General features: G+C 71.6%; 17 protein-coding genes. 12 read left to right on the top strand and 5 right to left on the bottom strand.

The window, feature by feature from the left end; translation table 11 throughout:
• Positions 1–295 precede the first annotated feature (295 nt).
• Positions 296–661 carry a histone-like nucleoid-structuring protein Lsr2 gene (locus tag ABEA24_RS10470; RefSeq protein WP_345430489.1) on the bottom strand — a complete coding sequence of 122 codons (366 nt, stop codon included), beginning with the start codon at positions 659–661 and terminating at the stop codon, positions 296–298.
• A 404-nt stretch (positions 662–1,065) separates the two neighbouring features.
• On the opposite strand from ABEA24_RS10470, the gene ABEA24_RS10475 reads away from it, so the two are divergent.
• Together ABEA24_RS10475 and ABEA24_RS10480 are read left to right on the top strand one after the other, a co-directional pair.
• Positions 1,066–2,100, top strand: a complete 1,035-nt coding sequence (locus ABEA24_RS10475) for a PP2C family protein-serine/threonine phosphatase (RefSeq protein WP_345430490.1) — start codon at positions 1,066–1,068, stop codon at positions 2,098–2,100.
• Between the two features lie 494 nt (positions 2,101–2,594).
• Entirely contained in the window at positions 2,595–3,215 is a 621-nt protein-coding gene (locus ABEA24_RS10480) for a hypothetical protein (RefSeq protein WP_345430491.1), read from the top strand.
• A 137-nt stretch (positions 3,216–3,352) separates the two neighbouring features.
• On the opposite strand, the gene ABEA24_RS10485 is transcribed toward ABEA24_RS10480, so the two are convergent.
• Entirely contained in the window at positions 3,353–4,483 is a 1,131-nt protein-coding gene (locus ABEA24_RS10485) for a hypothetical protein (RefSeq protein WP_345430492.1), read from the bottom strand.
• Positions 4,484–5,404: 921 nt separating this feature from the next.
• On the opposite strand from ABEA24_RS10485, the gene ABEA24_RS10490 reads away from it, so the two are divergent.
• The gene (locus tag ABEA24_RS10490) at positions 5,405–7,144 is read left to right on the top strand and encodes a pyruvate dehydrogenase (RefSeq protein ID WP_345430493.1); all 1,740 of its coding nucleotides are present in this window, start codon (positions 5,405–5,407) and stop codon (positions 7,142–7,144) included.
• A gap of 36 nt (positions 7,145–7,180) precedes the next feature.
• Here ABEA24_RS10490 and ABEA24_RS10495 read toward each other — a convergent pair whose 3' ends face one another.
• Positions 7,181–9,961 carry a helix-turn-helix transcriptional regulator gene (locus tag ABEA24_RS10495; protein WP_345430494.1) on the bottom strand — a complete coding sequence of 927 codons (2,781 nt, stop codon included), beginning with the start codon at positions 9,959–9,961 and terminating at the stop codon, positions 7,181–7,183.
• Between the two features lie 280 nt (positions 9,962–10,241).
• Between ABEA24_RS10495 and ABEA24_RS10500 the strand changes: the two genes are divergently transcribed.
• The 7 genes from ABEA24_RS10500 to ABEA24_RS10530 all read left to right on the top strand — a co-directional run bounded on the left by ABEA24_RS10500 (position 10,242) and on the right by ABEA24_RS10530 (position 18,843).
• Positions 10,242–13,049 carry an AAA family ATPase gene (locus ABEA24_RS10500; protein ID WP_345430495.1) on the top strand — a complete coding sequence of 936 codons (2,808 nt, stop codon included), beginning with the start codon at positions 10,242–10,244 and terminating at the stop codon, positions 13,047–13,049.
• A gap of 112 nt (positions 13,050–13,161) precedes the next feature.
• A complete protein-coding gene (locus ABEA24_RS10505; RefSeq protein ID WP_345430496.1) occupies positions 13,162–14,148 on the top strand; it encodes an alpha/beta hydrolase in 987 nt (328 codons plus the stop codon).
• Positions 14,149–14,225: 77 nt separating this feature from the next.
• Positions 14,226–15,296: an AraC-like ligand-binding domain-containing protein gene (locus tag ABEA24_RS10510; RefSeq protein WP_345430497.1), complete on the top strand. Its 1,071-nt coding sequence runs from the start codon at positions 14,226–14,228 to the stop codon at positions 15,294–15,296.
• Entirely contained in the window at positions 15,293–16,258 is a 966-nt protein-coding gene (locus ABEA24_RS10515) for a helix-turn-helix domain-containing protein (RefSeq protein ID WP_345430498.1), read from the top strand. Before ABEA24_RS10510 ends, ABEA24_RS10515 begins: the two co-directional genes overlap by 4 nt.
• Positions 16,259–16,395: 137 nt before the next feature.
• Positions 16,396–17,370, top strand: coding sequence for an alpha/beta hydrolase (locus ABEA24_RS10520; protein WP_345430499.1), 975 nt, complete (start codon positions 16,396–16,398; stop codon positions 17,368–17,370).
• Positions 17,371–17,434: 64 nt separating this feature from the next.
• Positions 17,435–18,160: an alpha/beta fold hydrolase gene (locus tag ABEA24_RS10525; RefSeq protein WP_345430500.1), complete on the top strand. Its 726-nt coding sequence runs from the start codon at positions 17,435–17,437 to the stop codon at positions 18,158–18,160.
• Between the two features lie 257 nt (positions 18,161–18,417).
• Entirely contained in the window at positions 18,418–18,843 is a 426-nt protein-coding gene (locus ABEA24_RS10530; RefSeq protein ID WP_345430501.1) for a universal stress protein, read from the top strand.
• A 24-nt stretch (positions 18,844–18,867) separates the two neighbouring features.
• Here the strand turns inward: ABEA24_RS10530 and ABEA24_RS10535 are convergent, their stop codons facing one another.
• Positions 18,868–20,517, bottom strand: coding sequence for an MFS transporter (locus ABEA24_RS10535; protein WP_345430502.1), 1,650 nt, complete (start codon positions 20,515–20,517; stop codon positions 18,868–18,870).
• 355 nt (positions 20,518–20,872) lie between these two features.
• On the opposite strand from ABEA24_RS10535, the gene ABEA24_RS10540 reads away from it, so the two are divergent.
• On the top strand, positions 20,873–21,577 hold the full coding sequence (locus ABEA24_RS10540; RefSeq protein WP_345430503.1) for a YoaK family protein: 705 nt from the start codon (positions 20,873–20,875) through the stop codon (positions 21,575–21,577).
• Positions 21,578–21,675: 98 nt separating this feature from the next.
• A complete protein-coding gene (locus ABEA24_RS10545; protein WP_345430504.1) occupies positions 21,676–22,527 on the top strand; it encodes an NmrA/HSCARG family protein in 852 nt (283 codons plus the stop codon).
• Here the strand turns inward: ABEA24_RS10545 and ABEA24_RS10550 are convergent.
• Complete coding sequence (locus ABEA24_RS10550; RefSeq protein ID WP_345430638.1) at positions 22,442–22,996, bottom strand: alkaline phosphatase family protein; 555 nt, start codon at positions 22,994–22,996, stop codon at positions 22,442–22,444. The two genes, ABEA24_RS10545 and ABEA24_RS10550, sit on opposite strands and share 86 nt — an antisense overlap.
• Between the last annotated feature and the right edge of the window lie 37 nt (positions 22,997–23,033).

Below are 23,033 nucleotides of genomic sequence, written 5' to 3' on the forward strand. Positions count from 1 at the left end.
GCGTCCCCCGCCGACCGGAGATCACCCCACCGGCCAGTCGTGCGGCCCGCGGGCCGAGTCGGCCACGGTGTACCCAGCCGGACGTCGCCCTGTCGACAGAAGGTCCCTTGCCGGCCGGATGTCACCCTGTCGGCCAGGCGTCGCCCTGCCGACAGGGTGCTGAGCCGGCCAGGGTTCATGGCCGGTCGTCACCTCGCGCCTCCCGACCGGTCGTTACCTCGACCGGACGTCGCCCGGCCGCCCCCGGCCGACGGTGGCCCTGGGGCGTCTTCGGCGGCCGCGCGGCGGCTCGGCCTCACTCCTCGGGCTTGGCGTCCGGGTGGGCGGCGATGAACTTCTCGTAGACCTCGTCGGCGATCTTTCCGCGCTCGCTCACCTCGATGCCCTCGGCGGTGGCCCACTCGCGAACGTCGCTGTTGGAGTAGCCGCGCAGGCGCGGCGCCGTGTCGGCCGTGCCCTTGCGCGCCCGGCCCGCCTGCCTGACCTTGACCGCCTTCTCGATATACGGCGCCAGCGCGTCGAGGAGCTCTTCGAGGCGCTTGAAGTTCTCATCGCCGAGATCGATGGTGTACGTTACGCCGGAAACCTCGAAATCCCGCTTCGCGACGTCTTCGCCGTCATGCCCATCCAAATCATCCACCATTACGACTTTCGTCGCCACGAGGTGTTCCTTTCTCAGCTTACTTTGTCGGGGGATAGGATAATACGAGCGTACGACAGTCCGTGACGCACGCCAGCGCGCCACAGGCCATCGGCCCTGGTGGCTCCGCAGCCGGGGACGGATCCCCGGAATCGCCGCACGGCGGACGCCATTCACTCGACGACTTTTCCCTCTCCTCTCTCTTTGCGGTATTATTTGGCAATATCCCGCTCATCACCCGTCGCATGCGAAGTCTCGAGCGGCGACCGGCATATCGCCCGAGCCGACCGACCTGCTGGAAAGCACGGAGCCGACCGCACGCCGACGCTATTCTCCCCACAAACGGACTCACGAGCTGGGGGTGCGCCATAAGCGAGAAGCCAGGCTCGAGGCCCGGGCCACGACTGCGGTGCCTGCCGTTCGGCATGCTCTCAATCGTCGCCCTGATCGACTTCTGGGCGGGCCCGGACATCATATTCCGGCCCATGCTCGTCCTGGGTCCCGCGTTCGCGAGCCTGTGGTGCGGCATCCGGCGCACCGCGATCGTGGGGCTCACCGCATTAGGCCTGTGCGCGGCTCTCAGCTACCACCACCACACGCTGGGCCGCAAACAGAACACGCTCACGCTCATGACGATGACCGGCGTGGCCGCGGCGAGTGTGTTCGCCAGCGCCGACCGGCAGAGACGCGAGCGTCTCCTCGCCGACGTCCGGTCCATCGCCGAGGTGGCACAGCGGGTGCTGCTCCGCCCGGTCCCCCGGCGTGTCGGCCCCATGCACATCGCCGTCGGCTACACCTCCGCGACAGCCGAGGCCCGTATCGGCGGCGACCTCTACGAGGTCACCCTGACCCCTTCCGGCGTCCGCGTCATCGTCGGCGACGTCCAGGGCAAGGGGCTGGAGGCGGTGGAGACGGCGGCCGACGTCCTCGGGGCCTTCCGGGAGGCCGCCTACGACGAGCCCGATCTCACCGGTGTCGCCACGCGCATCGAGGCGGCACTGCGACGGCGGCTGTCCGCACAGCGGTCCGAGGGACCGGTCGACGAGAGCGCCGGAGAGAAGTTCGTGACGGCCGTCCTCGCCGAGTTCGGCGAGGGCGAGACCGTGACGCTGCTCAACTATGGCCACCCGGCGCCGTTCATCCTGCGCGGCGGCGGCGACGGTGCGTTCGCCGAACCGGAGGACGTCGCACCGCCGTTCGGGCTGTCCGACCTCGTCGACGCGCACCCCCGCCCGTACACGATCAAGTTCGCGCCCGCGGACCAGATGCTGCTGTACACCGACGGGGTCATCGAGGCCCGCGACGGCGCGGGCGGCTTCTACCCGCTGGCCGAGCGTGCGCACCTGCTCGCGGCCGCCGACCCGGAGCGGGCACTCGCCGACCTGCGCGCAGACGTGCTCCGGCACGTCGGCGGCCGCATCGCCGATGACGCCGCGATGCTCCTGATCCGGCGACGGTGAACACGACCGATCCGGCGACGGCACGGCCGGTGCCCGGCGATGATGAGGTGACGGGTGGACGAAGGCGCGGCCGAGGCCCGCCGGACGGTACGGCCCGGTCTCCGGCGACGGTGAGGCCACGGGTGCGCGAAGTGCGGCCGGGGCCGGGCGACGGTGCGGGCACGGACGGCGCGCAGATGCGGCCCGGGTCGGGCGACCGTGCTGCCGCGGACGGCGCAGATGCGGCCCTGGTCGATTACTGGTGCGGCGACGGTGCGGGCGTCGGTGGACGAAGACACCGCACAGGTCCGACGAAGGCACGGGCGCTGCGGACGCGGCCGAAGGCGGCGCAGGCTCGACCGGGATCGAACGAACGCGATACCCGGGGCGCCGCGACGGTACGGCCTCGTGCCCTGCGACGGTGAGGCCGTAGGCGGGCGGAGGCGTGGCTCGGGGTTGGGCGAAGGTGAGGCCGCGTGCGACCGTACCGGCCATTCGTGGGAGGCTGGACCGCTATGACGGCGACCGGCTCCCGAGCTGCCACCCCCGCGGACGCGCCACCCCTGCTCGGGGCGGCGTCATCGGCGGCCGGCCCGCGGCTGGCGCGCGTGCGGATGCGCGGTGTCGACGTCACGATGGCCTACGCTCCCGACGAGGCCGAGCAGCGGCGCCGGGCCGCCGTCGGCCTCACCGGCGTCACCCGCGTCGACCTGCTCGACGTCCTGCTCGGACTGCCGGCCGGAGGGAGGGTCCCCTGGGAGGCCCTTTCGGCCAAGGAGATCCGTGCCGTCCGCGAGCTGCCGGCCGGGTGCGCCGATCTCACCCCGGCGGGCGTTGTCCGGTTGTTGCGGCGGCCGGTGCGCGCCGAACTCGCCATCGTCCGGGCGATGTCGTGGCGGTCCGGGCTGGACCGCGCGGGCCGGTTCGGCGCCTACTGCGCGCGGCTGGTCTCCCTGCCGAGCCTCCCTGCGAATCTGGATGAGGCGCGGGCGGAGGCCGACTACTGGGGTGTCGGGCTTGCGGCCGGGACCCAGGTCGTCGTGCCGCCGGAGCCGTTCCGCGACCGGGCGCACACCCCCGCCGGATGGGTGTTCGCCGAAGAACTCCACCTGCGAACGCTCACCACACCGCAGTAGCCACGGCGGCTCGAAGAACTCCACCTTCGGACATTCACTCCGCCGGAGTAGCGGCGGCGGTCCGAAGAGCTCCAGCAACCGGACGCTCACCGCGCCGCAGTAGCCACGGCGGTTCGAAGAGCTCCAGTTGCCGACATTCACCGCGCCGGAGTCGCCGCGGCGGGCGCGGGCGCGGTGTCCTCGCCGGCCCACACCCACAGGGACTCGGGCGGCACGAACACCGGTTCGCGGGCTCGTACGAGCGTGTTGTAGCGGGCGTGCGCGGCGATCGCGTCGCGGCACAGCTGCCGCCAGTAGCGGCGGCGGCCGGCGGGCGAGTCCGGGTAGAGGAGGTTGCGCGCCCACTCGGACCAGACCGCCACACCGTGCAGCCGCGCGTCCTTCCAGTCCTCCTGACGGAGGAAGCTGACGATGCTCCGGCCGCCGCATCGGGCGCAGCGGCACGGCGGCGCGGGGCGGTCGCCGAACCGCCCGGCGAGCGCGCTTCCGCGCACGTACGCCATCAGGTCCCGGACGAGGACGCTCGGCGACCGGTCCTCCGGCCTCCCGTTCGCCTGTCCGTACGCCGCGGACTCCCCCGGCGGGACGATGTGCCGGAGCGCGCTGCTGGTCCCGATCGACGCGGCCAGGGCGCCCTGGGCCACGGCGTCCAGCCCGGCCAGGTCCGTGCGGAAGAGGGCGACGTTCGGCACCTCGGTGACCAGGCGGCGCAGGCCCAGGGCGCCGTCCATCACCCGCTGGGGCGGGTTGAACTGGCCGCCCGGCATGACCGCCTTGGCGAGGGGCACCCCGACGAGGAGGCCGATGACCTTGTCGATCAGGCCGGGTGCCAGCCATCCGGCGTCCATCGGCAGCGATAGGATGACGTCGTCGCGGCCGAGCCCGGTCGCGCCCTCGGCGGCCGCCTCCAGGGCGCCGAAGTCTCCCGCCCGCAGGTACAGGGTCGGGGTGAGCGCCGCGTCGGCGCCCGCGTCGATCTGTCCCTGGACGTGTTCCTCCAGCGTGGTCTCCACCAGCCGGTCGCCGCTCTCGTCGAAGGGCCGCTCCCGGGTGGCGATCTTCCTTTCGGCCGCCGCGAGGTCGAACAGGATAGGACCGCTGAACGCCTGCTCCTCGCGGCATCGCCGGGCCGCGCGGACGGGGTTGGCGCCGGTCAGCACGAGCCCGCCGTCGTCCGGGCCGACCAACGCGACCACGTCGGACGCGTCGGACGGGCGGGTGTGCGCGAAGACACGGTCGGCGAGCACGGTGACGGCGTCACCGTGCACTCTCCCTCTCGGCCTCGGGGACACGCCGGAAGACGGGACCGGACCAGGCATCGCGTCGAATCACCTCAGAGAGTGAAGGCGAAACTCCACTTTCGACGGTGCGCGCAGAAAACCGTCCCGTCAATGCCCAGGTCGGCCCGGCTTCGGTAAAGCGGACGCCATGACGGGCGGCCGGGCCGCGACTGCTCGGCGTGACCGGAGGCCGGAAACCGGGCGGCTCAGGGGCCACCGTGACCGCGCGGAAGATCTGATCCGCGCCGCTGACGCCGACCGAGATGTGGTCCCTCAGGTACGGCACGAACCCCGGCCTCCTGGAGGCGGAAGCTCGGCGCCGATCAACGACTGCTCGGCGGCCCGTGCACGCAACGGCCGGTCGGCGCCGTCGGCTCCGGCCCTGTCGTCTGCGGGCCGCGGCGTCCAGCTTGATGCCGATTCTGTCCGCCCGCACGCGGGCGGCTGTTCCCTGCGTGCATGACGATGGGGCCGCGCGTGCACAGCCCCCTGGCGCGTTCGCCGTCCGCTCAGTGGAGGCGAGCCGTCCCCATCGCCAGGCCCCCGCGCAGGTCGTCCAGAGTGCCTGACGACCGGTCGTCAGGCACCCGGTCGACGGCCGGACCATCGGTCCGGGCAGGTCGCAGTCTCCCCGGGACCGGCGCGAGCAGTACCATGTGACTCTCCGTTACAGTACGTCGGCGGGCGGGCGCCTGGAAGCGCCGCTGCGGACTCCGGCTTGAAACCTAGGAGCCGGTCGCCGAGACGGTTTGTCCGGGAACGCACCGCCCATGAACGCAGAAGAACACGGCGACCTCAGTCCCACACGAGTGCACTGTCCGACTCCGGGCGGTGCGCGGGCGGACAAGCCGACCCGCCGACGCCTCCTAGCCTGACCGGGATCCAGCACCGATCATCATGAGGAGCGTCATGGCCAAGCTGACCGTTGCCGAGCAGTACGTCGACCTCCTGGCCAATGCCGGGGTGCGCCGCATGTACGGCGTCGTCGGCGACAGCCTCAACCCGGTCGTCGACGCCGTCCGGCGACACGGCGACCTGGAATGGATCCAGGTCCGGCACGAGGAGGTCGCCGCCTTCGCCGCCGGCGCGGAGGCACAGCTGACGGGCCGCCTGGCCGCCTGTGCGGGCTCCTGCGGCCCGGGCAACCTCCACCTGATCAACGGTCTGTTCGACGCGCACCGGTCGATGGCCCCGGTCCTCGCCCTGGCCGCGCAGATTCCCAGCAGCGAGATCGGCACCGGGTACTTCCAGGAGACGCACCCCGACCGGCTCTTCGCCGAATGCAGCCACTACTCGGAGCTGGTCTCCTCACGCCACCAGATGCCGCGTGTGGCGCAGACGGCCATCCAGCACGCGGTCGGCCGACGGGGCGTGTCGGTCGTGGCCCTGCCCGGCGACGTCGCCGCCCAGGAGTCCCCGGACGGCGCCGAACTCGCGATCCCGCTGGACCGGCCCGCGGTCCGTCCCGGCGACGATGAACTGGCCCGCCTCGTCCGCCTCGTGGACGCCGCCGAGCGGGTGACCGTCTTCTGCGGCCGTGGTGTCGCGGGAGCCCACGCGGAGGTGATGGCCTTCGCCGAGAAGGTCAAGGCGCCCGTCGGCCACGCGCTGCGCGGCAAGGAGCACATCCAGTACGACAACCCCTACGACGTCGGTATGTCCGGCCTCCTCGGGTACGGTGCCGCGTACCAGGCGATGCACGAGTGCGACCTGCTGCTGCTCCTGGGCACGGACTTCCCGTACACGGACTTCCTGCCACGCGACGTGCGGACCGTGCAGATCGACATCCAGCCCGAACACCTGGGCCGGCGCACCCAGTTGGACCTCGCGATCTGGGGAGACGTCCGCGAGACCCTGCGCTGCCTGACTCCGGCGGTCCGCGAGAAATCCTCCCGCCGGTTCCTCGACCAGATGCTGGAGCGACACGTGCACGCCCTCGAGGGTGCGGTCGGGGCCTACACCCGCGACGTCGAGAAGCACACTCCGATCCACCCCGAGTACGTGGCCTCCGTGCTCGACGAGGAGGCCGCCGACGACGCGGTCTTCACCGTGGACACCGGCATGTGCTGCGTCTGGGCTGCCCGCTATCTGACTCCGAACGGACGGCGCCGCATCCTCGGCTCCTTCGTCCACGGTTCGATGGCCAACGCGCTGCCCCAGGCCATCGGCGCGCAGTTCCTCGACCGCGGCCGCCAGGTGGTCTCGCTGTCGGGAGACGGCGGGTTCTCGATGCTCATGGGTGACTTCCTGACGCTCGTCCAGTACGGGCTGCCGGTCAAGGTGGTGGTCTTCAACAACTCGTCCCTGGGCATGGTCGACCTGGAGATGATGGTCGACGGCCTGCCTCCGTACGGCACCAGCTATCCGCACACGGACTTCGCGGCCGTCGCCACGGCCGCCGGCGCGCACGGCATTCGGGTCGAGCGACCCGGGGAGGTACGCGAGGCCCTGCGCGAGGCCTTCGCGCACGACGGCCCCGCCTTGGTGGACGTCGTCACCGACCCTGGCGCCCTCGCCGTCCCGCCCAAAATCACCCTGGAGCAGGTGACCGGCTTCGCCCTGTCCGCGAGCCGCACCGTCCTCACCGGAGGCGTGGGACGCATGATCCACCTGGCCCGCGCCAATCTCCGGAACATCCCGCGCCCCTGAGCCGCCGTGCAGGACAGGTGGACTCGGATGGAATGATCACTGGACGTCGGGCCGCCGGCGTGCGGAATCCGAGAGCGCGTCCCTGAGCTGGGCCCGGGTCTTGATGCCCAGTTTCGGGAAGATCTTGTGGAGGTGGTAGCCGACCGTTCGCGGCGACAGGTAGAGCCGGGAGGCGATGTCGCGGTTGGTGAGTCCCTGAGCAGCCAACTCGGCGATCTGCAGTTCCTGCGCCGTCAGGTCCGCCATCGCCGCTCTATCTGCGGCCTGGGGCACGATGGCTCCCGCGGCTCGCAGCTCTGCGGCGGCACGATCGAGCCAGGGGCGGGCATCGAGGCGCCGGAACGTTTCCAGGGCCTTGCTCAGCCGCGGACGTGCTTCGGCCGAGCGGTGCCGCCGCCGCAGCCACTCGCCGAAGTCCAACTGGGTGAGGGCGTGTTCGAAGGCCCAAGTGGCGGCCGCCGGGTCGGCCAGGGCCGCCAGGAAGTGCTGCTCGGCCGCGTCAGGCTCGCTGAGAAGGGCTGTGGCGCGTTCCACGATGGCGTGCACCCGAGGTGAGCGGTCGGTGCCGAGTCCGCGCTCGGTCGACTCCAGGACCGTGCGGGCGTCGTCGGTCCGTCCGGCTCGGACCGCGGCTGCGGCGAGGTCGGCCAGGTAGTACACCGAGGCGTGGTAGTGAATCGGGACGGGCTGGTAGTCGCGGCTGAAGGTGCTGCGCAGTTGCTCGTAGGCCGCCTCGTGGTCGCCCTCCACCACGTAGGCCATTCCGAACGCATAGTGGTAGCGCACCTGCAGGCTTCGGGACTTGCGCAGATCGACTCCGCACACCGCTTCCTGTGCCCGGGCGCAGGCGGCCTCGTAATCTCCCCGGAAGGCGCCGAGAGTGGCCTGCAGAATGGCGGAGCCGATGGTGACGTTCTCGGCTCCGGCCTCCGTGGCCATCCAGTAGGCGTCTTCGGCGCAGGTCTGGGCGGCCGCCCACGCTCCGGACTCGCTCTGCGCGTACGCCAGGGCCTGCGTGATGGTGGCGTTGGTTCCGGCGGTGCCGACCCGCCGCAGGTGGTCCATGGTCTGGCTCAGCAGGCGGATCGCTTGTTCCGTCTCGTCGAGGATCCAGGCCGCGCCGCTGAGGACGGTCAGGTCGTTGAGCGAGTCCTCCGACATCACCGCCAGGGCCCGGTGCAGTAGTTCGAGTGACCGGCGGCGGTCCGTGTGCGGATGGATGACCGCTTGGACCCATGCGTGGTTGACGAGGTTGCCCTTCTCCGGGATCAGATCGCAGATGCGGCGGAGTTCGGACCGGTAGAACGGGTCGCCCGAGTTGTAGGCCGAAGTCGCCCCCGTCGACAGGGCTCCGAGTGCCAGCGCCGGAGCGGTCGTCGCCATGGACTCGCCGACGGAGAGCAAGGCCGCCAACGCCTCCTGGTGCCGCAGGGTGACACCGAGCGCCCAACCGCCCAAAAGCGAGGCCTCGGCGCGCAGGATCGGGTCCTCGGTCAGGCCGTCGACACGAGCGGTGATCTCCCCCACCCACTGCGGGTGCCCTGCGAACATCGCCGAGTGCGCTGCCGCCAGCAAGCGCCGGGAACGCTTCTCCGGGTCGGGGGTCAGCTCGGCAGAGCGCTCCAGGGCGGCGGCCGCGGCGGCATGACCACCGCGGCTGCGAGACCGCTCGGCGCTCGCGGCGAGGGCTTCGGCGACTTCCTCGTCCTGGCCAGGGGTCGCGGCGGCCAAGTGCCAGGCGCGGCGGTCGGGTTCGTCCGCGAGGGCTGCCGCCAGCGCGAGGTGGGCTTCACGGCGTTCAGCGAAGGTGGCCGCTTGGTAAACGGCCGAGCGGACGAGCGGGTGGCGCAGCAGCACTTGTCCGCCGTCGATCCTCAGCAGTCCGGCCTTCTCGGCCGGAAGGAGCGCCCCGATGACGTCGTCGCCGCGGGCCGCCTTCAGGATGTCCGCGAGCTGTGTCGAACCGGAGGCGGCGACGAGCAGCAGTGCGGCACGGGTTTCCGCGGGCAGCTCCGGAAGATCGGCGGCGAACAGGTTCTCCAGCCGACGTGTGAGGGGCAGGGTCTGTGCGGTGCCGGGGTGGCTCGGCCCCTTGGCAAGGGCTCGGCTCAGCTCGATGAGGGCCAGCGGATTGCCGGCGGCCTCCTTCAGGACCTGCGAACGCGCCCTGCCGATCGGTGGGTTCGGCTGGGCGTCCAGAAGCAGGCCGGCGTCGGCGCGCTCCAGGGGGCCCGCGGCCAGGTGGGAGAAGTCGCGGTCGAAGCGAGCGGGCACCGGCTCCTCGCGGGAGGCCAGCAACATGACCGCGGCCTCGCCGTCCAGCCTGCGGGCGACGAAGGCGAGGATGTCCAGTGAGCCCAGGTCGAGCCACTGGATGTCGTCGACCAGCAGCAGCAGGGGCTGTCGGGCGGCTTCCTCTGTGAGCAAGGTGACCACGCCTGCGCACAGGTGCAAAGGGTCGACGGGCGCTTGACCGGGGGTGTCCAGACCGAACGCGCAGCGCAGCGCGTCCCGCTGACTCTCCGGCAGGCGGTCGAGGCCGGGCAACAATGGGCGAAGCAACTGGTGCAGGCCGGAGAGCGCGAGGCCGGACTCCCCCTCGCTGCCCCGTACTCGCAGGACTCGCATACCGCGAGCGCGGCCTTGCTCGGCCGCCCACTCGACGAGCGTGCTCTTTCCCGCGCCGGGCTCGCCCGTCAGGACCAGGACTTGTCCACCGCCTCCCTGAGCGGAGTCGAGGAGGCTGCCGATCCGGGCCAGTTCGGACCGGCGGCCGAGGATCGCCGGAACGGTCGACCGATCGGTGCTGGTCTCCAAACGTGTACCCCGTTTCTGCGGCCTCGCGCGGCTTCATCCCCGATGCGTTGATTCCATGCTGCCAGTTGAGCCACTGCGACGCGCACGAGCCCGCCAAGCACAGGGTTCGGCCCCTTCCGAGCATCCTGGGGACTGGTCATCTGACAGAAGCGCGGCGGACGGATCCGGAGAAAGATCGACGAAGACGAGACAAGTCCCGAGGTGACGCACCACGCGGGTCCAGAGTCCAAGGATGTCGATCATGGAGACGACCTGGGTCTCCCCAGGATCTTCTGGGGGCTTGACAGCCCCTGTGCGTGACACGAGCACACTCGTGGGGCGCGACGCCGAACTCGAACGCCTCCGCCGCTGCGTCCGGCAGGAGCCGGGCACGCCGAGGGCGCTCGTGCTGCTGGGCGAGGAGGGGATCGGCAAGACACGGCTGCTGCGCGCGGCCGGTGAGTACGCGGCCGCTGCCGGGGGCTTGGTGCTGTCGGCCCAGGGCTGGGCCGCGGAGCGGGAACAGCCCTTCGGCTGCCTGCGCCACCTGCTCGCCCCGCTGACCGGCCAGATTCAGGCGCTGCCCGAACCCCACCGTCTGGTCCTGGGCACTGTTCTCGGCCTGGAACCCGGCGGCGCGGTACCGCCCGGTGCGGCGGTGCGATCGGGCAGCTCGGCCCTGCTCGACCGGCTCGGTCGTCCGGGCCATGTCAGTCCCTCCGGCCGGGTGCTGGTCACGGTCGACGACGCGCACGACTGCGACGCGGCGACCCTGGAGCTGCTGGGTTCGCTTGCCCGCCGCACGGGCGACGTCAGGGTTTCGGTCCTGCTCGCGTCGCGCGATGGCGAACTTCTGCTCGATCTCCCCTCCGACGTCGACGTCCTGCACGTCGCGCCCCTCTCGCCGCCCGAGTCCGCCGACCTGCTGGAACGGCTGCCCGATGCGCCCGACGGACGGAGCCGCCTCGAGTTGCTGGACGAGGCCCACGGGAACCCCTCGGCTCTGATCGAGCTCTGCCGCCTGCGGGCTTCGAGCGCCGATCCGGTTCTCGCGCATGAACGCCCCCCGCGCCTTCAGCACCTGGGGAGCAGATTCGAGGCGCTGCTGGGTCTCCTGCCATCGCAGACGCAGCGGGCTCTCGCCTATGCCGCCCTGGCGCTTCCCGGAGACGACGCAGCCGCTGTGATGGCCGCTCTGGGCACCTCCGATCTGGGAGTCTGGGCTCCCGCCGAGGAAGCGGGAATCGTCGCGCTGATCGACGGCCGCATCGTCTTCCGCCACCCGCTGGCGCGTGTCGCCGCATCCATCGGGCAGCCGGCCTCGCTCCGGCATCGGGCTCATCGAGCTCTCGCCGAACTGGCCGCCGCGCGGCCACTCGACCGGGCGCGACACGTGGCAGCAGCCACGCTCGGCCCGGACGCGTCGGTCGCCCGTACCTTGCGGGCGGCGGCCGGGTCGTCTCCGGACGACTTCACGGCGGCCCGCGCTCTGGAGGACGCCGCGCAGCTCAGCACCGCCGCAGGAGAACGCGCCCGGCTCCTGGCGGAGGCACTGGGCGCCGCTCTCGCGGTCGGCGACCCCGGCTGGGCGCACGATCTCCACGCGCGTTTCGTCTGCCTCGACACCGACCCCCGGCTCCGGCGCGATGCCGCCTTGGCGGCAGCGGACGCCCTGTCGCAGACAGGCCGCCAGATCGAGGCGTTCGGCCTCCTGCTGGACGCGGCGGAGCAGGCCCCGCCGAAAGACGCCGGGGCCGCAGCCGAGCTGGCCGCGGCGGCCGCGGCGATCGCGCAGCAGTCCGGTCTGGCCGAGCACCGGCGCCGCCTCTCGGCACTGCCTGCGTGGGCCGCGGACGCCACGCCGGGCCCGGAGGAGCAGCGCGACGACGCGTCGGTACGCATCGACGCTGCCGAGGACACGGCTGCTTTGGTGGCGTTCGTAAGGGCCGTGTCCGACGTGCCCGGCTCCGCCCGGCATGGCCTGAGACGGCTGGACGTCCCCCGTCTGGGCGGGCACCTGGACGAACCGACCCGGCTGACGCCGCGGGTCGCCGTGGCCTCGGTCGCCTACCACGCCGACGAGCCGGACGTGTGCCTGGAGCAGTACCGTGCCGCCGAACTGCGGTTCCGCTCCCGCCGGGCTTTCGGACATCGCGCCCGGTACCTGGCTCCCATGTTGGACACGCTGCTGGCCACCGGGCGGTGGACGGAGGCCGACATCCTGCTGGACGAGTCACTGGACAAAGCGACGCTACTGCGCCTTCCGCGTCTGCGAGCCGACCTGGAAGCCCTTCGCCTGTCGCTCCGAGCGCTGCGCGGTATGACGCCGGCGGCTCCCTCGCGTCCCGATCAGCGGCCGTGGATCGACCTGCGTGAGAACGCCGCTACCCGGGCCCGTGTCGTACGGGCCGGCGCCCTCGCCGCGCTCTCACGCGGGGACTGGGCCGACGCCTTCCGACGGCTGCGGACGCTCTTCGACGAGGACGGCGCGGCACTGCACCCGTTCCACTCGCCGCGCAGCATCGCCGAGCTCGCGCTCACGGGCCACCGGGCCGGCAACGTGGAGGAAGCCGCGCGGATCCTGGCACGGGTACGGGACTCACAGGGGGAACGACCCACGACACGCATGACGCTTCTCCTGCATCACGCGGCGGCGCTGGTGGACCCCGGAGCCGACGCGGAGCATCACTTCCGGCTCGCGCTGGTCAACGCGGAGGGTGAGCGGTGGCCGGTGGAGCGCGCGCAGGCACGCCTGAGCTATGCGATCTGGTTGCGCCGTGCCCGCCGTCCCTCCGAGGCGCGGCAGCAACTGGCTGCGGCGCTCGAGATCGTCGAGCCCCTGGGCGCAGAGTGCGTCGCCACGGGGATCCGCCACGAGTTGCGCGCCAGCGGTGTGGCGACATCCTCGGACTCCACGGCCGCACTGGCCGAGCTGACCGCCCAACAGCGACAGATCGTCCGTATGGCCGCTGAAGGCCTCTCAAATCGTGAAATCGGTGAACAGCTTTTCCTCTCGCCACGTACCGTGGGCACGCACCTGTACAACGTCTACCCCAAGCTCGGGGTCACCCGCCGCCACCAGCTCCGCGACCTGCTGCAGGATCGTTAGGACCACCCGGCCCGGTCGTGCATCGGTGCTGCCGACAGCGATACGGTGCCATCACGTGCCCGGGGGCCCAAAGCGGCGATACCCCGAGAGGCCGAGCGAGAGGTGAGGCAGCGTGGAGCCCGACTCTTCGCCCGATGACGGCCTGCTCCCACAGCCGCGGATCGGGTTGGACCCGATCGTGGCGCGGCTCGTCGCAGCCTCGGCCACGCCGCCGGGGCTCGACGACCTCGGCCCCGTCGCCGGACGGCAGGCGCTACTGGAGGCCCAGGGCGACCGCGTCGAGGACTATGACGTGGAGGCCGCCTTCCGCGTGGCTCCGGTGGGACCCTCGGGGCTCGTCGGCTTCTGGATCTTCCGCCCGGCCGGCGTGGCGGCTCCCCTGCCCATGCTCCTGTACGTCCACGGTGGTCGCTGGATGCTGGGCGACGCGCAGACGCACGCGCGTCTGATCACCGAGCTCGTCAGAGGCACCGGGACGGCGGCCGTCGTCCCGGAGTACAGCCGTACGCCCGAGGCCCGCTATCCCGTGGCGCTGGAGGAGTGCTACGCCCTGCTGGACTGGGCGGCGGCGAACGCGGAGACCCTGGGCCTGCGACCAGACCGCATGGCCATTGCCGGGGACTGTGCGGGCGCCACGCTGGCCACGGCCGTCACCATGGTCGCCCAGGAACGCGGCGGACCCGCCATCAGGGCACAGCTCCTGTACTACCCGCTGACGGATCCTCATCGCGACAGCGAGTCGCAGCGCCGGTTCGGCACCGGCTACCTGCTCACGAGCGAGGCTCTGCGCCACTACTGGGAGGAGTACCTGGGCGCGCCCGAGAACCGGGACCGGCCCACCGCCTCCCCGCTGCGCGCCGCCCCGGAGGTGCTGCGAGCGCTGCCTCCGGCGCTGGTCATCACGGCGGAGGTGGACGTGGCCAGGGACGAGGGAGAGCAGTACGCCGCCCGGCTGCGCGAGGCCGGCGTCGAGGCGTCGGCGGTGCGCTTCCTCGGTACCGTGCACGACTTCGTTTCGCTCAACGCACTGCGCGACAGCCCCCCGTCTCGCGCGGCGCTGCGGTACGGATGCGCCTTCCTGCGGGCCCGCCTGGGCTGACCGATATCAGTAACGGGATCGGCAGACCAGTCGTCTTACGCATGCGCCGGGCCGCCCACCACCGGCAGGCTGGCGACATGCCAGCAACGATCTCCCTTATCGAGGAAGACGGCGACCGCTCCCTCCCCACCACGAGGACACGCAGTCAGCTGCTGACCACCCGGTCGGTCCCGGCACACGAGAGCCTGGACTTCTGGCATGACGCCGTGCTCGGCACCCTCGTCGGCATGGACATCCGGACCGCCGGCCGCACCTACGACGCCACCATGCGAACCGGTCTGGTCGACGACCTGCGGATCAGCACGGTCGACTGCGACCCGGGGGAGGTGCACCGGGCACCGCGTTTCATCGCCCGCGGTGATGGCGGGCACATCTTCGTCGGGCTCCAAAGCACCGGCGTGGCCCAGGTCGAGCAGGACGGCCGGACCACCGAGCTGCGCCCTGGGGACATCGGTTTCTTCGAGACGATCCGCCCGTTCCGGACCCGCTTCCCCGAACGCTTCCAGCTGAAGATCTTCTCGGTGCCGCGGAGCCTGCTGGGACAGTCCGAAGCCGACCTCCGGGAACTCACGGCCCGGTCACTCTGCCCGAGCGACCGTCTCGGAGGACTGGTCTCTCCGTTCCTGGCCCGTCTCGCCGACACCCTGGACACCTACGCCACACCGATGGCGGAGAGCTTGGTTCGAGGTGCCGTCGACCTGCTCGCCGCCACCGCCGCGGACCAACTGGGCCGACGGACCGAGCATCTGCCGGGCGCGGACCGCGTGATGCTGCTCCGCGTGCAGCGCTACATCCGCTGGAACATCTCCGATCCAGGGCTGACGCCCCCGGTCATCGCGCGGGTCCACGGCATCTCCGTGCGGTACCTGCACCGGCTCTTCGAGGGCGAGGGCCGCACCCTGTGCCAGTGGATCCGCGAAATTCGCCTGCAGGAGTGCCGCAGAGCCCTCATCGCGGCACCCTCCGGCTCCCTCAGTGTCGCCCGGATCGCCCGGCGGTGGGGCTTCACCAGCGGAGCACAGCTGAGCCGCGCCTTCCGCAGCTCCTACGGCCTGTCCCCCACGGACTGGCTCAAACAGGAACGCGACCGCCGGACGGCCGGTGAGGCGTCGTGTACGGCCGGCTTGTCGAAGGTCCACGCATCGTGACCGTGCTCGCTGACGAGCCGGCGGCTCCAGCGGAGTGTGTGAACCGGTGGCAGCAGGCGCTGTCGCGCGCCTTCGCACGCGTCGAGGTGGCCGTTCCCGACCCGGCCGCGTGGACCGCGTCCCTTTCCACTCATCGTCTCGGAGCCCTCCAGATCACCGACGAGACCTCCGGCCCGGCGACGGTCCTGCGCAGCACGGGATCCGTCGCCGCCGATCCGCGTCGGCACGTCCTCGCGCGGCTGCAGTTGGAGGGCACGGTTCATGTGTCACAGGACGACCGCTCCGCCGAGCTCCCGCCCGGCTCGCTCACATTCCTGGACCTCGGACGCGCCTTCAGGATCGCCGTCCCGGTGCCGCAATGCGCCCGTACCCTGATGGTCCCCCGGCCTCTGCTCGGCCTCGACGAGAACGCACTGCGTCAGTTCACGGCGACCCGCGTCGACCCCGGCGACGGGGACGCCAACGCGCTTCTGCTTCCACTCCTGACCGGGATCGGACGGGAGATCTCCGGCGTAGCGGTCCCGGTCCAGGACCACCTCGCGCGGACCGCCGCCGACCTGCTCGCCGTCCTGGCCGCGGACCACGCGGCCCGGCTCGTGCCGGGCACGCGGCCTCCGACGCAGTCGCTCTTCGACCGGATCACCGCCTCCGTCGAGGCCTCCCTCAGTGATCCCGATCTGTCCCCTCAGGTGATCGCCGATCAGAACGGCGTCTCACTGCGCTACCTGCACCAACTGTTCCAGCGCCAGGGCAGCACGGTCAGCGGCTGGATCCGCGGCAGGCGCCTCGATGCCGCGCACCAGGAACTGGCACGGCCCGATGCGGCCCGACGGGAGATCTCCGCCGTCGCGGCGCGGTGGGGGTTCACCAACGCTTCCCACTTCAGCCGTGCCTTCCGCGAGGCCTACGGAATGTCCCCCATCCAATGGCGCGGCCAGGCACGCGGCAGACCAGGACCCTGACGGAGCGTGACGCCCCCCGACAGACGAAGGAACGTGTGCACGGACCGCTTGGAGAGGGTGCGCCATCAGGCAAGCAGGTCCGCTCGTCCTTCCTAGCCTGAACGTCGACGACAACATCGAATTCAAAGGAGCACACCATGTCCGACGCGAACACGGACGGTGTCAAGCCGATCCTGGAGACCGAGGCCAAGGCCTTCTCGGAGGCCACGGCGAACCCGCCGTACCTGCCCGACCTGGGCCCCGTCGAGGGCCGCAAGGCGGTGGACGAGGTCCAGTCCGGGGAGATCGCCAAGCCGGCGGTCGACGAGGAGTGGATCACCGTCCCCGGCGGTCCCACCGGCTCCGTCCGGGTCCGGATCGTCAAGCCCGCCGGCGCGACCGGCACTCTGCCCGTCATCATCTACATCCACGGCGCCGGCTGGGTGTTCGGCAACGCCCACACCCACGACCGCCTGGTACGCGAGCTTGCCGTCGGCACGGACGCTGCGGTGGTGTTCCCCGAGTACGACCTCTCCCCCGAGGTCCGCTACCCGGTCGCCATCGAGCAGAACTGGACCGTCGCTCGCTGGGTCGTCACCGACGGCGCGAGCAAGGGCCTCGACGCCACCCGACTGGCGGTCGCGGGCGACAGCGTCGGCGGCAACATGACCGCCGCCCTCACCCTGATGGCCAAGGAGCGCGGCGGCGTCCGGCTGGCGCACCAGGTCCTGTTCTACCCGGTCACCGACGCGAGCTTCGACACCCCCTCGTACCACCAGTTCGCGACCGGCTACTTTCTGCGCCGCGACGCCATGCAGTGGTTCTGGGACCAATACACCACCGACCCCTCCCAGCGCGCCGAGATCACCGCCTCCCCGCTGCGCGCCACCCTCGATCAGCTCAAGGGCCTGCCGCCGGCGCTGGTCATCACCGGCGAGGCCGACGTCCTGCGCGACGAGGGCGAGGCCTACGCCAACAAACTCCGCCAGGCCGGCGTCCCCGTCGCCGCGGTCCGCTTCCAGGGCATCATCCACGACTTCGTGATGCTCAACGCCCTTCGGTCCACGCAGGCGGCCCAGGGGGCCATCACCCTCGCGGTGCAGACCCTGCGCGACGCGCTGCACCAGGCCTGAGGCCAAATTCCCCGGCTCGCCGCCGCGAACGCCGGCGGCGAGCCCGAAAAACAAGGACTTCGACATGAGCGAACAGCAGACCCCCACGGTCGTCCTGGTGCACGGCGCCTTCGCCGACGCCTCCAGCTTCGCCCGGGTCATCCCCGAACTCCTCGCCGACGGCCTGTCCGTGGTCGCGCCCGCGGTGCCCAACCGCAGCCTGGTCGGCGACTCCGCCTACATCGCCTCCGTCGTCCGGCAGATCCCGGGACCGGTGGTGCTGGTCGGGCACTCGTACGGCGGCGCGGTGATCACCGTGGCCGGTGTCGAGGAGAACGTCAAGGGCCTGGTCTACCTGGCCGGTTACGCCCTGGAGGAGGGCGAGAGCCTCGGCGAGCTGCAGGGCCGTTTCCCCGACTCGGACCTGGCCTCCGCCCTGGTCTACACGACCTTCCCGCTGGAGGGCTCGACGGAGCAGGGCACCGACGTGTCGGTGGACCCCGCCCGGCTGCCCCAGATCTTCGCCGCCGACGTCGAGCCGGAGCTGACCCGCGTGCTCGCGGTGTCGCAGCGTCCGCTGGCGGCGCAGGCCTTCGGCGAGCCCGCGTCGGCGGCCGCGTGGAAGACCAAGCCGTCCTGGGGCCTGATCGCCACGGCCGACCACACCATCAACCCGGAGGTCGAGCGTTTCGGCTACCAGCGGGCCGGCATGACCACGGTCGAGGTCGCCTCCTCGCACCTCGTGATGCTGTCCCAGCCGCAGCAGGTCGCCGACCTCATCCGCGAGGCCGTGCGCACCGTCACCGGCTGACCCGGCGGACCGGGGCGCCGCCCGTACTCGCACGCCGGGCGGCGTCCCTTCGCGAAGGAGGACCATGACCAGCCGGCCCCATATCCATCAGAGTCGCGGACACGATCATCGACGCGGCCCGGACCGTGGGCTGACGACCCGATTGGCCCGGACGTCGGGCTCGAGCACCCGGCGGCGTAGCCTAACCCTGTGCTCGTGAAGGCCGGCCGGCACCACCGGTCGGCCTTCGCCACGCCATCGACCCCATGGAGACTCCTGTGTTCCAGCGCATCCTGCTGGCCGTCGGCTTCAGCGACGCACGCGCGCACACCCTCGACGCCGTCGCCACCCTGGCACAACGCTTCGGCAGTTCGGTCCACGTCGTGCACATCGCACCCATCGCGGTGATGGCCACCGCCGTCGTCGCGATCGAGGAGGACGACGACGCACGTCGGATGCTCGACGAGTCGGTCAAGACCCTGCTCGACGCCGGCGTCCAGGCCGACGGCGAACTGCTGGGCGGCCTCAGGAACGAGGTCCCCGCGGCGATTTCCGCCGCGGCCGAGCGTGTCGGGGCCGACCTGCTCGTGCTCAGCCCGCACCACCGCGGCGCCGTCGCCGCCTGGTTCGACCCCAGCGTCTCCGACGCGGTCAGCCACGCGGCGCGCGTCCCGATCCTGCTCATCCCCGACGTCTCGTCGTAAGCGGCCGTACGACCAGACCGGAGCTCAGGACGGAACCGCGACGGGGCCGGTCCCGCCTCCGACATCGGGTCGGCGGGAACGGCCCGCCTCCGGCTCCTGCTCGACCATGACGGCGTGGGTGACGACCGGCTCCTGTTCCAGCAGTTCCCGGGCGCGGGTCTCGAAGGTGTGGTCCATCCCGGTGTAGCGGCCGTGGTGCTGTGCGGAATGCTCCGACCACGACGTCACGGTGAACGCCTCCACGAATCGGTCCGGACGTTCGACGTCCCGATACAGACCCCAGGTGACCGCGCCCGTCCGGCGGCGGGACGGCTCCACCCGCGACATCGCCGCCACGAAGGCCGGCACGCGATCCGCCCGCACCTGGTAGGTCACCGTTACCAGCACCGGACCGTCCTGCGGCCTCGGCTCCACGATCAGACGCGGTTCCGGCCACGCCTCGGAGAGGGTCGGATCGGCCTGGCCGTCGAGCAGCGGCAGGCGGCGCAGCGACGGCACGCCGACGAGGAGGAGCAGCGCGGCCAGGACCATCGCCACGGAGACGGTGGAGCGCTGCGCCACCTGGCCCCACAACAACGAGCCGAGGGCGTTCCCGCCCTGGAAGACCAGCAGGTAGAAGGCCACCGCCCGGGCCCGCACCCAGGTGGGCAGTCCCAGCTGCAGCCCCGCGTTCAGCGTGGACAGTCCGATGATCCAGGCGGCGCCGGCCAGCACGAGGGCGATGAAGGCGGCCGCGATGCTCGCGACTTCGGCGAGGACCAGCAGCGCGCCGGCGAACACGGTTCCGGCGAGCGCCAGCGCGCCGTTGCCGCCGATCCGGCGGGAGACCGCCGGCAGCGCGGCCGCTCCACCGACCGCGCCGAGGCCCACCGCGCCCAGGAGCAGCCCGTAGCCGGCGGCGCCGAGACCGAGGGACTGCTGGGCCGTCACCGGCAGGAGTGCCCACAGGGCCGCGGCGCTGGGCACGAACAGCGCACTGCGTAGCAGGATTCGGCGCACCCGGGGCGCGCTGCGCACGTACCGCCCACCCGCGCGCAGGGCGGCGAGCATGTGCTCCCGCTCCTGCCCGGGCCGTGGCGGGCGCGCCTCCCCACGCGGTCGCCACGACGCCAGCACGACCAGGATCCCCAGGAACGACACGGCGTTGACCGCGAACGTCCAGCTGACTCCCAGGAAGGCGACCAGTGCTCCGCCGAGGGCCGGGCCGATCGCGCGTGCCAGGTTCTGGTTCACCGCCCCCAACGCGGAGGCCTGGCGCAGCTCGTCGCGCGCGACGAGCGACGGCTGCACCGCCTGCCAGGCCGGTCCGTTGAGCGCGTTGCCGCAGCCGAGGAGGAACGTCAGGGCCAGCAGGGTCCAGGAACCGAGCAGCCCCGCGAAGGACAGCCCGGCGAGTACGGCGGCGACCAGCGCCATGGCGCCCTGCATCACGAGCAGCAGACGACGACGGTCGACGAGATCGGCGAGAACGCCGGCCGGCAGCGCCAGGAACAGGACTGGCAGCCCGGCCGCGACCTGCACCAGCGCCACCTGCGCCGCACCGTGACCGACCAGCAACCACTGGGCGCCCACGGTCTGTATCCAGCTTCCGATGTTGGACCCGAACTGGGCGAGCCAGAGGTCCCGGAAGACCCGCACCCGCAGCGGCGACCAGGCTGAATCACTCGAGGTCACGACGTTCCGTCCGTGTCGGTCATCGCCGCACCGCCCGTTCGCTCAGTCCCGCACCGAGAGGAAGAAGCCCGACGACATGCAGGGAGAAGTCGCGTCGTCGGGCGGTTCGAGGCGGGAGACGTACATCAGCCCACGGCGCGCTTCTCCCCCACGGACTGTGCGCACACCGCGCCCGGCCCATGCTAGGTCGCAGCGGGCTCGGCGGCTTTGCCGTGCGTGCGCACTACCATGCCGACAGTGCACTGTGGCCGGACGTGCGCCGCAGGACAACTCGTCGTGCGCTCTGCGAACTCCGCGCGCGGGCGCGGCGGTTACTGTCAAGGGATCTGTCCCGTCGAGCGATCCCGGACGTCCTGTGAACGAGAGCCCGCCGCTGCCCACTCGTACACCCGTCGAGCCCGTGAGGGTCGGCGACGCGCACCCACTGTCCTTGGCGCTCTTCGCCCTCACCCTCGCCAGCGGCTTCATCGACGCGGTCAGCTACCTGGGCCTGGGACATGTCTTCACGGCCAACATGACCGGCAACGTCGCAGTGATCGGTTTCGCCCTCGCAGGCGCCCCGGGCTTCTCCATCACCGGTTCGCTGATATCACTCGCGGCGTTCCTGATCGGCGCGGTCGGCGCGGGACGCCTGGCCGCACGGGCCGCCACGCGCAGCCGCGAACCCTGGGTGCGCGCGGCGCTCATCACGGAGACATCGCTGCAGGCGGGGGCGACCGTCGTGGCCTTCGCCGCGCCCGGACAGACCAGGCTCCTCATCGCGCTGCTCGCCCTGGCCATGGGGCTGCGCAACGGCACGGTCCGCAAGCTCGGAGTCCCCGACATGACGACGACCGTGCTGACGCTCACCATCACCGGCATCGGCGCCGACTCGTCGCTGGCCGGCGGCGACAACGTGCGGATACGGCGTCGGCTGCTGGCCATCGCCCTGATGGTGACCGGCGCCGCACTCGGCGCGGTGATGGTGCTTCACGGGCTGCTGCCGTTGGCCCTGCTCGCGAGCACGGTCGTTGTGGCGGCGGTCGCCGTGGGCTACCGGGAGCCGAAGCCGGCGGCTTGAGCCGGCCGGGTGCGGTATCGGACAACCGGGCGTGCGCGGTGAGTCAAACGCGGAGTCGGCCCGCGGCTAACGTGAGAGCCGAAGGGAGGGAGCGTTCGATGACCGATGACCCGATCTTGGTGCTCGCGGCGACCGGGGGGCAGGGCGGCGCCGTGACGGACGCACTGTTGCGCCGCGGGGCCTCAGTACGGGCACTGGTGCGCGACCCGGAAGGAAAGGCCGCGCGCCGGTTGGCCGTCAGAGGTGTCGAGGTGATCGCGGGGTCGCTGAATGATCGCCGCTCGCTTGCCGCGGGGATGACCGGGGTGTCGGGCGTTTTCGCGTTCACGACCCCCTTCGAGGCCGGCGTGGAGGCCGAAGTGGCCCAGGGACGCGCGATTCTGGCAGCCGCCGGCGAGGCACGAGTGCCACATCTGGTGTTCAGCTCGGTGGCCGGGGCCGACCAGAGGAGCGGGGTGCCGCACTTCGAGAGCAAGGCGCGCGTCGAAGCCGAGTTGCGCGCGGGAGAGGTGCCTTACACGATCCTCGGGCCGACGTATTTCTTTGACAATGCCCTCGGCGGAGCGGACCGCATCCTCAGCGGGGTACTCGACCTGCCGCTGCCATCAGATCGGCCGCTGCAGCAACTCGCCCGTCCCGACCTCGGCGCCTTTGCCGCTCAGGTGCTGCTCGATCCCGCCCCCTATGTGGGGCAGCGCATCGAGTTGGCCAGCGACGCGCCCACCCCCGCGCAGATGGCCGCCGCGCTGGGCTCGGCACTGGGGCGGGAAGTGCGCTATGAACGGGTGCCACTGGACGCGATCAGCAACCCTGACATGCATGCGATGTGGGCGTTCTTGAACGGACCCGGCTACCGCGTCGATATCACCACGCTGCATGCCGCCCACCCCGAGATCGCCTGGACGAGCTTCGCCGGCTGGGCCCGCCGCACGTTCGCCGGCAGTCCGTGAGCGACGCCGTGGCGCGCTCGGAGCCGCGTTCAGGCGGAAGGGTGGCCGCTTCCTGCTTTTCGAGCTCGTACAGCGCGGTCGGGTCGGGCAGCCGGGGGAATGAGTGGTCATGGCCGTGGAGGCGCAGAGCGGAGGTCATGTCACCGAGGGTCTTGCGGCGCCATGCGCTGATGTTGGGCTCCATGACGCCGAAGCGCGGTTCCAGGAAACGCAGCGTCGAGGTGTGGTCGAACGGTTCGCTGCACACCCATCCGCCGCGGCTCCACGGCGAGATCACGAGCGCGGGGACGCGGAAGCCCGGTCCGATCGGGCCGGCGATCCCCGACGCGCCGCTGGGCAGCGGGGAAACGGTGACCCACTCCCCCGGCGTTCCCTCTGCAGGTGCCGTGAACGGAATTCGAGCGTTGATCACCGGCACTCGATGCAGTGACTGAGGGCCGTCCCATGACGGCCGTGGCCGGCTCCGCATCCACGCGGGGCCGGCCACACCCTCATTCGAAAAGAGT

Source organism: Actinoallomurus vinaceus, from assembly GCF_039542055.1.
GTDB lineage: Bacteria > Actinomycetota > Actinomycetes > Streptosporangiales > Streptosporangiaceae > Actinoallomurus > Actinoallomurus vinaceus.